This window comes from Mycobacterium sp. NGS35, assembly GCF_059812855.1.
Map to the genome: position 1 here is coordinate 65095 of NZ_JCALDL010000007.1, position 12647 is coordinate 77741.

Consider the following 12647-nt stretch of genomic DNA (forward strand, 5'->3'; position numbering starts at 1 on the left):
TTGTCTTGACAGGCGCCCGTAGCTTGTCGATGCTATGAGACATGACGGCGGTTCTGTCTCACAATTCTCCGGTGGCGTTCCAGCTCGCGAGCGCGCAGACCTGGCCCAATCCGTGGCCGATGTACAGGGCGCTGCGCGACCACGATCCCGTCCACCACGTCGTCCCGCCGGAGAAGCCCGACCACGACTATTGGGTGCTGTCTCGGCACGCCGACGTGTGGGCGGCAGCGCGCGACCACGAGACCTTCTCCTCCGCACAGGGTCTGACGGTCAACTACGGTGAACTGGAATTGATTGGGCTGCAAGACAATCCACCGATGGTAATGCAGGACCCGCCGGTGCACACCGAATTCCGCAAGCTGGTGGCGCGCGGTTTCACACCGCGCCAGGTGCAGGCCGTCGAGCCCGTGGTGCGCGCATTCGTCGTCGAACGGCTGGAGAAGCTACTGGCGGCCGGCGGCGGCGACATCGTCACCGAGCTGTTCAAGCCGCTGCCTTCGATGGTCGTCGCCCACTACCTCGGCGTGCCGGAAGAGGACCGCGACCAGTTCGACGGCTGGACCGAGGCGATCGTCGCGGCCAACACCGTCGAAGGGGGCATCGGCAACGCGCTCGAATCGGTAGGCGACGCGGTGGGCTCGATGATGGCTTACTTCACCGAGCTGATCGAGCGCAGACGGCGCGAGCCGGGCGACGACACGGTGTCACACCTGGTGGCTGCCGGCGTCGGGGCCGACGGCGACATCGCGGGCACGCTGTCAGTGCTGGCGTTCACGTTCACGATGGTCACCGGAGGCAACGACACCACCACCGGCATGCTCGGCGGCTCCGTGCAACTGCTCCACCAGCGGCCCGACCAGCGCAGGCTGCTGGCCCAGCAACCGGACCTGATCGCCGACGCGGTCGACGAGCTGCTGCGGCTGACCTCGCCGGTGCAAGGGCTGGCGCGCACGACGACCCGCGACGTCACCGTCGGCGACACCACGATTCCGGCCGGACGCAGGGTACTGCTGCTGTACGGGTCGGCCAACCGCGACGAACGCGAATACGGCCCTGACGCAGGGGAACTCGACGTGACACGCCGCCCGGCGAAGATCCTGACGTTCAGCCATGGCGCTCACCACTGCCTCGGCGCGGCCGCCGCCCGCATGCAGGCCCGCGTCGCGCTGACCGAACTGCTGGCCCACTGCCCCGATTTCGAGGTCGACGAGGACCGCATCGTCTGGGCCGGCGGCAGCTACGTGCGCCGTCCGCTGTCGGTGCCGTTCCGGGTTACCAGCTGATGGCACGCGACTGGCTGGCCAGCAACCGCAGCGAGGTGGCTGTCGACCGCATCCTGGACGCGGCGGCGACGCTGTTCGCCGAACGTGACGCGGCGACCGTCGGTATGCAGGAAATCGCAAGTGCCGCAGGCTGTTCGCGCGCTACGCTGTATCGCTACTTCGAAAACCGCGAGGCGCTGCACACCGCGTTCGTCAACCGGGAGGCCTACCGGCTGCACCGGGAACTCACCGATCAGATCCGCGACGTCGAAGACCCTGCCGAACGGCTGATCGCCGGTGTCACCACCGCGCTGCGAATGGTGCGCAGCAGTCCGGCGCTGGCGTCGTGGTTCGCGGCGAACGAGCCGCCGATCGGCGGCGAGATGGCCGAGCAGTCCGAGGTGATCAAAGCGCTGACGGCCGCGTTCTTGAACTCACTTGGCGCCGACGATCCGGCCGTCGTCGAGCGGCGCGCCCGCTGGCTGGTCCGGGTGATCACCTCGCTGTTGATGTTCCCGGGCCGCGACGAGGACGACGAACGGCACCTGTTGCGGGAGTTCGTCGTGTCGACCGTCGTCGGCGCCCCGGCGCGACGCTAGGTTTGGACGCAACTGGGCCCGGGTATCGAGGCTCAGACATTCGACAGCCCAGGGGGTTAAACGGTGAACGCGCAACGGTTGTTATTGCTGGTCGGGGCGATCGCAGCGATCGTGGGGATCATCTTCTTGCTGGTCCCGCCCAGCGCTTCGGGTGATCGGGGCAGCGTCGGCTGCGGAGTTCCGATCGCCGGTGGCGACCTGCAAGCGGCGCGCGACAAGGACAACGAGACCGTCGGGAACCAGCTCGGCAACACCCCGGTCATCGGGCCGGTCATCCAGGACGTCGCGCCGCAGACCCAGAGCCACCAGTACGAGGACAACTGCAAGAACGCGATCAACAACCGCCTCGAGTGGGCGATCCCCGTGGCAGTGCTGGGATTGGTCTTGGCGGGTGGCTCGTTCCTGATCCGCGGTCGGGCACCGGCCCGCTGACGGCACGCGTCGACGTCAGGCGCGCACGCGAGTGACGCGGTGCAGCAGCCATGCCAGCGGCACCGTCATGGTCAACGTGACCGCGAACAGCGCGAGCATGTTGCCGGTGTAGACCCGCCAATGCAGCACCTCGACCATCGCGATCTCCATCACGACGAGGTGGATCAGAAAGATCTCGTAGGAGATTTCGCCCAGCCACACCATCGGCCGGCTGGCCAGTACACGGGCGTACCAGCCGCGGTTGCCCAGAGCCAGCGGTCCCACCATCAACGTCGCGATCACCGCGTAGAACGCCGCCTTGGCCAGCGCCTCCCACAACTTCGTGGGAGACGTGGTCGGCTCGCCGCCGATCGGCGTCGAGACGATCAGGTAGCACACCAGCGCCAGTGACAGGCAGACGCCGGCATGCCAGCGCCGGCCCATCGGGGCCAGGACGGCCAGCATCATGCCGCCGAGAAACCACACGAAATATGTTGGTAGCCAAAGCCGTCCGCCATCGGGCAGCCAGTCGGTGGTGTGCACCAGAATCAGCCACAGCGGCGTGACCAGACTGAGTGCGGCCAGACCTGTCAGCAGCAGCCGCGGCTGCCACCGTCGGCGGCACAGAACCACCAGCAGCAGATAGGCCAGTAGCGGCAGCACCACGTAGAACGCCACCTCCACGGCCAGGCTCCACATCTGCGTAAGCCCTTGGTGCAGATAGGAATACATGTAGTTGTCGGTGTAGATCTGGGTCAGGGTCAAGTTGCGCACCAACCCGGTCCAGTGGTGGCCGGGGTTCGGACCGGCGGTACGGAAGTGGTACACCACATAGGCCGCGACGACCGTGACCACATAGGCCGGCATGATGCGTCGCACCCGGTGCCAGGCATAGCGGGCGATCGACGGAGCCGGCCGGTCCTGCTCGGCTGCGCGCACCCATGGACTGAAGAGCAAAAACCCCGACAAGACGAAGAAGACCGGCACGCCGATCTCCATGCGCGAGAAGAACAAACCCCAGTAGCCCTGCGGATACTTGCCCGTCGTGTAGGCCGCATGCGTGCCCATCACCAGCAGTGCGGCCACGGCGCGGATGCCGGTGAGAGACGCCACCCGTTCGGCCCGCGAGACCGACTCCAGCCCACCCTGCGCGTCGAGTTCCCGCGACACCGTCATTGCGTCGGCCGTCTCCTGCGGTCGGGCTTGAGGTTGATGAGCACGCCGGAAATGCGGGTCTTCTCCAGGGCCTTGAGCGTCTCGCGGGGCAGCTTCGCCGGAAGTTCGACGAGTGAGAAGTCCGAGTGGATCGCGATGTGGCCGAAATCGCTTCGGTGCAAACCACCTTCGTTGGCGATGGCCCCCACGATGGCGCCCGGGCCGACCTTGTGCCGCTTGCCGACGTCGATGCGGTAGGTGGCCATCTTCTGGTTGGTGCGGCGCGGCTTGGCCGGGCGTTCGGCACGCTCCTTGCGCCGCTCCACGGGCGGCTCCGGCGCCATCAGGAACTGCTCACCGTCACGCGACTGCAAAGCGAGCGCGGCGGCGATGTCGGCCATCGGCACGTCGTGCTCACGTTCGTATTCTTCGACCAAGCTGCGGAACAGTTCGATGCCGGGCGCACTGAGCGCGTCGGTGATCGAATCGCGGAACTTGGCGACCCGTTGTGCGTTGACGTCTTCGACGGTGGGAAGCTGTGCCTCCGTGAGCTTTTGGCGTGTCGCCTTCTCGATCGCCTTGAGTAGGTGCCGTTCCCGCGGCGAGACGAACAGCAGCGCCGAGCCACTGCGGCCGGCCCGGCCCGTGCGTCCGATCCGGTGCACGTACGACTCGGTGTCATGAGGGATGTCGTAGTTGAGCACGTGCGAGATGCGCTCCACGTCCAGGCCGCGGGCCGCGACGTCGGTAGCGACGAGGATGTCGATGCCACCGTCCCGCAGCGCCGCGATGGTGCGCTCACGCTGCGCCTGCGGCACGTCACCGTTGATCGCCGCCGCGGAAAACCCACGGGCGCTGAGCTTTTCGGCCACCTCCTCGGCGGCTTGCTTGGTGCGCACGAACACGATCATCGCGTCGAACGGCTCGACTTCGAGCACCCGTGTCAGGGCGTCCATCTTACGTGGACCGGCCACTTGGATGTAGCGCTGCGAGATGTTCTCTGCCGTCGCGGTTTTCGCCTCGACGGTGACCTCGACCGGATCGTGCAGGTACTTGGAGGTGATCTTGCGGATGGCCGGTGGCATGGTCGCGGAAAACAGCGCCACCTGCTTGTACTCGGGAGTGTCGGCGAGGATGCGTTCGACGTCTTCGGCGAAGCCCATCTGCAGCATTTCGTCGGCCTCGTCGAGCACCAGATAGTCCAGGCGAGACAGATCCAGCGTGCCGCGTTCGAGGTGGTCGATCACCCGTCCGGGGGTGCCGACCACCACGTGCGCGCCGCGTTTGAGCCCGGCCAGTTGCACGCCGTAGGACTGACCGCCGTAGATGGGCAGCACGTTGATCCGAGGCAGATGTGCGCCGTAGCGGCGGAACGCCTCGGCCACCTGCAGCGCGAGCTCGCGGGTGGGTGCGAGCACCAGCGCCTGCGTCGCGGTGCTCGACGTGTCGATCTTCGACAGGATCGGCATCGCGAACGCGGCGGTCTTGCCGGTACCGGTCTGCGCCAGGCCGACGACGTCGGAGCCGGCCATCATCGCCGGGATCGTCGCCGCCTGGACCGGTGAAGGCGATTCGTAGCCGACGTCGTCGACAGCGGCCAGCACCGCGGGATGGATGTGCAGGTCGGCGAACGAGGTGGCAGGACGCGAAAGGTCCTGGTCCGGGGAGGTCATCGTGAGATGAGTCTAGTGGCCGCGCAGTCGGCCCCGCCTGCGATCGAATCGCGGACCGCGACGGTACGGTGCGCACTTGTGAAAGGGATCGGGATCGTCGTCGCGGTGGCCGCGGCGGTGACGGTGGCGTCGGCCGGCTGCGGCGCCGGGGATTCCACCGTCGCGAAGACCCCGGAGCCGCGTAGCACTGCGCTGGCGGCTGGGCCCCCGGCACCGCCCGTGCCGCCGCCAGCGGCGCCCGCCCCACCGCCGCCCGCCCCATACGACCCCTGCGCGGTCAACCTGGCGGCACCTGAGATCGCCAAAGCCGTCGCCAGCCTGCCGCCCGACCCGCGCAGCGGCCAGCGCTGGAACCCTGAGCCCGTCGCCGGGAACTACAACGAATGCGCGCAGCTGTCGGTGGTGATCGTGCGGGCCAACACCAACGCCGACAACCCGAACACCCGCGCGGTGATGTTCCACCAGGGCAAGTTCATTCCCTCAGGGGTGCCTGACACGTTCGGCTTCAATGCGATCGACTCGTCGGCGAGTACCGGCGACACCGTCGCGCTGAAATTCTCCAACGGGATGCCCGGGCTGGACAGCGTGGTGCGATTCCGGTGGAACGGCAACAACGTGGAACTGGTCGCCAACACGGCGTAAGCACGCGCACGGCTGGTGAGCCGTGAGCGTGCGCTGGGGTACGGCGAACGCGGCGTGTCGGTGTACAGACATGCACGCTCGCGGCGAAGAAACCTACAGTGACACCGTGTTCGTCGACAACGGCCGCGTGTACTACAGCGCCTCGGACCTGGCCGCCGCCGCCAGGTGTGAGTATGCGTTGTTGCGCGAGTTCGACCACAAGCTCGGCCGCGGGCCCGCCCCCGAGACCGACGACGACGAACTACTCAGGCGCACCGCCGAATTGGGCGGTGCGCACGAACGCCGCATCCTCGACGATTACGTCGCCCGCTACGGAGACGGGGTGGTCACCATTGGCCGGCCCGCGTACACCGTGGCGTCGTTCGAGGCAGCGGCGCGCGCGACGCTCGAGGCGCTGGCTCGCCAACCGGCGGTGGTGTACCAGGCGGCCCTGATCGACGGCAGGTTCGTCGGATTCGCCGACTTCCTGGTTCGGGAAGACGCGAGCTGTGCGTATCAGATTCGCGACACCAAACTGGCGCGGCACGCCAAAGTCGAAGCGCTGCTGCAGATCGCGGGCTACGCCGAAGCGCTGCGCGCGATGGGCGCCCCGGTGAGCCCCACCGTCGGTCTGATCCTCGGCGACCAGGCTGTGGCGGAATACCCGGTGCACGAGCTCGTCGAGGTGTATCTGCGCCAGCGGGCGGCGCTCGAGGACCTGCTCGACCGCCACCTCGCGTCGGGACAGCCGGTCAGCTGGGGCGACCCGCAACTGCGTGCCTGCATGCGCTGCGCGGCTTGCGAGCCGCATCTGCGGGCATCCGACGATCTGCTGCTGGTGGCCGGCATGCGGGCCAGCCAGCGGGCCAAACTGCTCGGCGCGGGCATCAGCACCGTCACCGAACTCGCCCACCACACCGGCCCGGTGGACGGAATGGCTGCGGCAACCCTTGCCACGCTGACCGCCCAGGCGCGCATACAGGTGCGCCAGGCGCAATCCGGTGTCGCCGAGTACGACGTCGTCGACCCGGATCCGCTCGGCGCGCTGCCCGCGATCGACGACGGCGACCTGTTCTTCGATTTCGAAGGCGATCCGCTGTGGACCAGCAATGGCGTCGACTGGGGTCTGGAGTACCTGTTCGGGGTGCTCGAACGCGACGGCACCTTCCACCCGTTGTGGGCGCACGATCGACCCGGCGAACGGGAGGCGCTGGTCGAGTTCCTGGCGATGGTTCGCAAGCGCCGCAAGCGCTACCCGAACATGCACATCTACCACTACGCCGCGTACGAGAAGACCGCGTTGCTGCGGCTGGCCGCGCGCCACGGCGTCGGCGAAGACGAGGTCGACGAGCTGCTGCGCAGCGAGGTGCTGGTGAACCTTTATCCCATCGTGCGCAAGGCCATCCTCGTCGGCGCAGAATCTTACGGGCTCAAGGCGATCGAGCCGCTGTACATGGGTGAGCAGCTGCGCGGCGGAGACGTCACCACCGCAACTGACTCGATCACCCAGTACGCGCGGTACTGCGCACTGCGTGACGCCGGCCGCGACGACGAGGCAGCAAGCGTGCTCAAGGAAATCGAGGACTACAACCACTACGACTGCACGTCGACGCGCAAGCTCCGCGACTGGCTGGTGCTGCGGGCGTTCGAGAACGGGGTCACCCATCTGACCCGGCCGGCGCCCCCGGGGGAAACCGTACCCACTGACGATGACATCGCTTGTCTGCTGAACGATTTCGCGGGAGACGCAGCAGACCGCGATCACCGCTCACCCGACCAGATGGCGGCTGCATTGATCGCCGCCGCGCGCGGCTACTACCAACGAGAACGAAAACCCTTCTGGTGGAGCCACTTCGACCGGCTCACCGGGCCGGTCGAGGAGTGGGCCGACACCTCGGGGGTGTTCCGCGTCGAGGACGCGCGCGTGGAGGCCGATTGGCATCTGCCGCCGCGCAAACGCAAGCCACGACGCCATGTCCGGCTGTACGGCAGCCTCTGCGGCGGGCAGCTCGACCGTAATGTGTGCGTGCTCTACGACCGCCCGGCGCCCCCGGGCCTCGACGACGCCCACCCCGACCGGCGCGCGGCAGGCAAGGCGACGGTGCTCGAAACTGTCGATGCCGCAGCCGGTTTGCCCGTCGAGGTGCTGATCTGTGAACTGCAGCCCGACGCGGGCCCGTTCGACAACCTCCCGATGGCGTTGACGCCGGGATTTCCGGTGTCCACAGACAACATGGAGCAGGTGATCGAGACGGTCGCGGCGGAGGCCGCCGAGTCGCTGCGCACCTGCTCGCGGTTGCCGCATGGCGCGGTGATCGACATCTTGCGCCGCCAGCCGCCGACACTGACCGGCGGCGGGCCTCTCCCCCGGCTCGGCGACCACATCGAGTCGATCACGGCGGCGCTGCTGGCGTTGAGCGACTCGTACGTCGCGGTGCACGGTCCGCCGGGCACCGGCAAGACGTATACGGCCGCACGGGTGATCGCCAGGTTGGTCGACGAGCACCACTGGCGCATCGGTGTGGTCGCGCAGTCGCATGCGGTGGTCGAAAACCTGCTCGACGAGATCGTCGGTGCGGGTGTCGATCCGTCGCTGGTGGGAAAGAAATCCGGCGCCGAACACACCAATCACCGTGCCTGGCAAGTAGTTCCCGAGAACAAGTACGCCGACTTCATCGCCGGGCACGCCGGCTGCGTCATCGGCGGCACGGCGTGGGATTTCGCCAACGCTGCCCGAGTTCCACCGCGTAGCCTCGACGTGCTGACCATCGACGAGGCGGGCCAGTTCTCGCTGGCCAGCACCATCGCAGTCTCCCTGGCCGCGAGGAACCTTTTGCTACTGGGCGATCCGCAACAACTGCCGGAAGTCAGCCAAGGCACCCACCCGGAACCGGTGGACCGCTCGGCGCTGGGCTGGCTGGTCGACGACCGCGATGTGTTGCCCGACGAGTTCGGGTACTTCCTCGAACGCAGCTACCGCATGCATCCCGCTGTCTGCCAAGCGGTTTCGGCGCTGTCGTATGAGAATCGGCTGCGGCCCGACGACATCGCCGCGCATCGCGAACTAGCCGGTCATGCGCCGGGCGTGCACACCCTGTTCGTGGACCACCGCGACAACGACACCGCGAGCGACGAAGAGGCCGCGGCAATCGTCGAGCAGATCCAAGCGCTGATCGGCACGCCGTGGACCGACGAGCACGGCACACGCGCGCTGACAGAGGACGACGTGCTCGTGGTGGCGCCGTACAACGCCCAGGTGCTGTGCATCCGGTCGCACTTGCACGCGGCGAAGCTCGACGACGTGCGGGTGGGCACCGTCGACAAGTTCCAGGGCCGGCAGGCGCCGGTGGTGTTCTTGTCGATGGCCTCGTCGACCATCGACGACATTCCGCGCGGCATGGGTTTTCTGCTCAACCGCAACCGGCTCAACGTCGCGATCAGCCGGGCCAAGTATCGGGCCGTGATCGTGCGATCGCCGTCGCTGACCGAGTACCTGCCGGCCAGCCCCGACGACTTGGTGGCCCTCGGCGCGTTTCTCACCTTGTCGCCGGGCGAGACGCCGCAATGAGTTTGGCGCAGCGGCTGGCAGGCATCGTCGGCGGCAGCTACCTGAGCACCGATCCGGACGTGCTCGCGGCGCGCAGCCTCGACCACACCGGGCGTTATCGCGGGCGCGCCGCGGCGCTGGTGCGGCCCGCGTGCGCCGACGAGATCGCGGCCGTGCTGGCCGAATGCCGCGACGCCGGCGCGCACGTCACGATCCAGGGCGGGCGGACGTCGTTGGTGGCCGGCACTGTTCCCGAACACGACGACGTGTTGGTGTCCACGGAGCGGCTCACGACAGTCGGCGATGTCGACACCGGCGAGCGCCGGCTGCGGCTGGGTGCGGGCGTTCCGCTGGCGGCGGCGCAGCGCGTCGCCGCTGGAGCCGGGCTGGTGTTCGGGGTGGACCTCGCCGCCCGCGATTCCGCGACGGTCGGGGGCATGGCATCGACGAACGCGGGCGGGCTGCGCACCGTGCGGTACGGCAACATGGGCGAGCAGGTGGTCGGACTGGAGGTGGTGCTGCCCGACGGCTCGATTCTGCGGCGGCACAGCGCTGTTCGTCGCGACAACACCGGCTACGACTTGGCTGCGCTGTTCGTCGGCGCCGAGGGCACGCTGGGTGTGATCACCGAGCTCGACGTGCGGTTGCACCCCACGCCCGCGCACCGGATCACCGCGGTGGCGGGGTTTGCGGACCTGTCCGCGGTGACCGCGGCCGGTCAGGTCCTTCGCGATCTCGACGGCATCGCGGCGCTGGAACTGATCGACGCGCGGGCGCTCGAGCTCACCGCACGGCATCTGGACGTCGCGTCTCCGGTGGCGGCCCCCTGGCTGATGCTGATCGAGATGGCCGGTGACCGCGATCAGTCGGACCGACTGGCCGATGCGCTGACGGATGCGCCGTTGTCCGCGGAGCCGGCGGTCGGCGTGGATGCCGTTGCGCAGCAGCGGATGTGGCGGCTACGCGAGGCGATCGCCGACATCCTCGGCGTCTTCGGGCCGCCGCTGAAGTTCGACGTCTCGCTGCCGCTGCCGGCGATCGCGACCTTCGCGGAGCAGTCGTCCGCCCTGATCGCCGAGCATGCACCCGATGCGATCCCCGTGCTGTTCGGCCACATCGCCGAGGGGAACTTGCATCTGAATGTGTTGCGCTGCAGCATGACTGCTGAGCGTGAAAGGGCGCTGTACGCGGCGATGATGACGCTGATCGCCGGCTGCGGCGGCAACGTCAGCTCTGAGCACGGCGTCGGCAGCCTCAAGCGCGACTACGTCGGGATGTCCCGCGAACCGGCGGATATCGCCGCGATGCGGACGATCAAGAACGCCCTCGACCCCACCGGCTACCTGAACGCCGCGGTGCTGTTCGCCTAGTCACCGGCAGGAGTCGCGTGCCTGCCGTAGCTGTCGGCGTCCGGATCGAACCATGTGAACGTCGGCCCGCTGTCGTCGGCGGCGTGCCTGCCTGGCCGCCGCTGCTCGGGAACGTCCGGCAATCCGTTACCATGAGGTACCCGAAAGCCGTTGTGCGCGAAGCCAATCGGCTCGCTCACCGAACGCAGCCAGCGCTCCGGCGGCTCGTGGTAGAGCGTCTGGTACGGGTTGTCGGCCCCCAGCTCGACCGGCTCGCTGCCCGCCGCCTCGGCAGGGACGGCCAGCGGTTCGGTGTCGGAGTCGTCGGCATCCGGCGAAGGAATCGGTTGCGGCCCGCTGTCGGGATCCGGTGGCACGAGGATGTATTCCGGGTAATCGTCGTCGTCGCCGAAGTAGCCGCCGGAGTCGCCGGCGCGCGCGGCAATCACCGGCATCGCGTCGGTGCGGGGCTCCGAATCGTCAAATGGTTGCGGCTCAACGGATTTCGCAACACCAGCGGTTCGGCCCCCGATGAGGAACAGTGCCGCGATCACCCCGAACAGCGCCACGAACGCCGGCAAGAGCGTCGACGTGGACATCGCGTCGGAGAACGGCTGGTGCAAGAATCCGGGCAGCTGGCTCACCGCCCCCTCGCCGCCACGCGGAGTACCTGCCGGCATCGGCGGCAGTTCTTCGCTGATCCGCCAGGTCATCATCGCGGCCATGCTCGCGCTGCCTAGTACCGAACCCACCTGCCGGGTCGCGTTGTAGACGCCCGACCCCGCGCCGGCCAAATGCGGCGGCAGGTTGCGGGTCGCGGTGGCGGCCAACGGCGCCCATACGAATGCCATGCCGACGCCCATAGCGGCGAACGGCAGCACCAGCCGCCAGATCGGCGTCGTCGGCGTCATCTCCGCCGACAGCCACGTCAGCGCGATCGCCAGCATCGAGAAACCGAACCCGACCACCGGGCGAGGATGGGACCGGTCGACGATGCGCCCGACGATAGGCGCCAGCAGCCCGGTGCACACCGCCATCGGCACTGTCACCAACGCCGAGCGGGTAGGCGACAAGCCGCACACGCCCTGCAGATAGAACATCAGCGGCAGCACCATCCCCACGGCGATGAAGCCCATCACCGCGACCCCGACATTCGACAGCGAGAAGTCGCGATCGCGGAACACCCGCAGCGGGATCAGCGGCTCGTTCTTGTTCACCCACTGCCACCAGACGAACAGTCCCATCACCGCGATGCCGCCGACGATGGTCGCCCAGATCCACAGCGCCCAGTCGTGCGACTGGCCCTCCTGCAGGCCGAACACGATCAGGAACATCGCCGCGCCCGAAAGCAGCACGCCCGGCACGTCGAAGCGGTGGCGTTGCGTCGGCAACACCGGGATCAGCCACACCGCCAGCACCAGGCCGAGCACCCCGATCGGCACGTTCACGAAGAAGATCCACTGCCAGCCCAGGCTGTCGACCAAGGTGCCGCCGGCAAGCGGGCCGACCAGCGTGGCGACCCCTGCGGTGGCACCCCAGACGCTCATCGCGACGCCGCGGCGTTCCGGCGGGAAGATGCGGGTGATCGTCGACAACGTCTGGGGCGTGAGCAGCGCGGCGCCGAGGCCCTGCACCACCCGCGCGGCGATCAGCATCTCGATCGAACCGGCCAACCCGCACCACAGCGACGAGGCGGTGAAGATCGCCAAGCCGGCCAGGTACAGATTCTTGGGGCCGAACCGGTCACCGAGTCGGCCGGCCACCAACAGCGGCACCGCGTACGCCAGCAGATAAGCGCTGGTCACCCAGATCACCGCGTCGTAGTCGGTGTTCAGCTTCTCCATGATGCGCGGGTTGGCGACGGCGACGATCGTCGAGTCGACCAGAATCATGAAGAAGCCGACCATCATGGCCCACAGCGCACGCCACGGTTGCATGTCGCGCTCAGCGCGCTCCCACGGTTGCATGTCGCGCTCCCCGCGCTCCCACGGTGGTATGTCGCGCTCAGCGGCGGTCACGTCGTCACCAGC

At 68.1% G+C, this 12647-nt stretch carries 9 protein-coding genes; 6 read left to right on the plus strand and 3 right to left on the minus strand.

The window, feature by feature from the left end; genetic code table 11:
• Positions 1-41: 41 nt before the first annotated feature.
• The 3 genes from AC5Y4C_RS13330 (at position 42) to AC5Y4C_RS13340 (ending at position 2293) form a co-directional block, all read left to right on the plus strand.
• Positions 42-1283 carry a cytochrome P450 gene (locus tag AC5Y4C_RS13330; protein ID WP_499963550.1) on the plus strand — a complete coding sequence of 414 codons (1242 nt, stop codon included), beginning with the start codon at positions 42-44 and terminating at the stop codon, positions 1281-1283.
• Positions 1280-1861: a TetR/AcrR family transcriptional regulator gene (locus AC5Y4C_RS13335; protein ID WP_499963705.1), complete on the plus strand. Its 582-nt coding sequence runs from the start codon at positions 1280-1282 to the stop codon at positions 1859-1861. The genes AC5Y4C_RS13330 and AC5Y4C_RS13335 overlap by 4 nt, the downstream gene beginning before the upstream one ends.
• 63 nt (positions 1862-1924) lie before the next feature.
• Positions 1925-2293 (plus strand): aminopeptidase, encoded by a 369-nt coding sequence (locus AC5Y4C_RS13340; RefSeq protein WP_499912778.1) that lies wholly within the window; start codon positions 1925-1927, stop codon positions 2291-2293.
• 15 nt (positions 2294-2308) lie between these two features.
• Here the strand turns inward: AC5Y4C_RS13340 and AC5Y4C_RS13345 are convergent, their stop codons facing one another.
• Complete coding sequence (locus AC5Y4C_RS13345; RefSeq protein ID WP_499963552.1) at positions 2309-3448, minus strand: acyltransferase family protein; 1140 nt, start codon at positions 3446-3448, stop codon at positions 2309-2311.
• The gene (locus AC5Y4C_RS13350; RefSeq protein WP_499963554.1) at positions 3445-5100 is read right to left on the minus strand and encodes a DEAD/DEAH box helicase; all 1656 of its coding nucleotides are present in this window, start codon (positions 5098-5100) and stop codon (positions 3445-3447) included. The genes AC5Y4C_RS13345 and AC5Y4C_RS13350 overlap by 4 nt, the downstream gene beginning before the upstream one ends.
• 78 nt (positions 5101-5178) lie before the next feature.
• Between AC5Y4C_RS13350 and AC5Y4C_RS13355 the strand changes: the two genes are divergently transcribed.
• The 3 genes from AC5Y4C_RS13355 to AC5Y4C_RS13365 all read left to right on the plus strand — a co-directional run bounded on the left by AC5Y4C_RS13355 (position 5179) and on the right by AC5Y4C_RS13365 (position 10638).
• On the plus strand, positions 5179-5742 hold the full coding sequence (locus tag AC5Y4C_RS13355; protein WP_499947512.1) for an LppP/LprE family lipoprotein: 564 nt from the start codon (positions 5179-5181) through the stop codon (positions 5740-5742).
• Positions 5743-5848: 106 nt separating this feature from the next.
• A complete protein-coding gene (locus AC5Y4C_RS13360) occupies positions 5849-9289 on the plus strand; it encodes a TM0106 family RecB-like putative nuclease (RefSeq protein ID WP_499963707.1) in 3441 nt (1146 codons plus the stop codon).
• A complete protein-coding gene (locus AC5Y4C_RS13365; protein ID WP_499963556.1) occupies positions 9286-10638 on the plus strand; it encodes an FAD-binding oxidoreductase in 1353 nt (450 codons plus the stop codon). Before AC5Y4C_RS13360 ends, AC5Y4C_RS13365 begins: the two co-directional genes overlap by 4 nt.
• Here the strand turns inward: AC5Y4C_RS13365 and AC5Y4C_RS13370 are convergent.
• Positions 10635-12584, minus strand: coding sequence for an MFS transporter (locus AC5Y4C_RS13370; RefSeq protein ID WP_499963709.1), 1950 nt, complete (start codon positions 12582-12584; stop codon positions 10635-10637). The genes AC5Y4C_RS13365 and AC5Y4C_RS13370 overlap by 4 nt on opposite strands.
• Between the last annotated feature and the right edge of the window lie 63 nt (positions 12585-12647).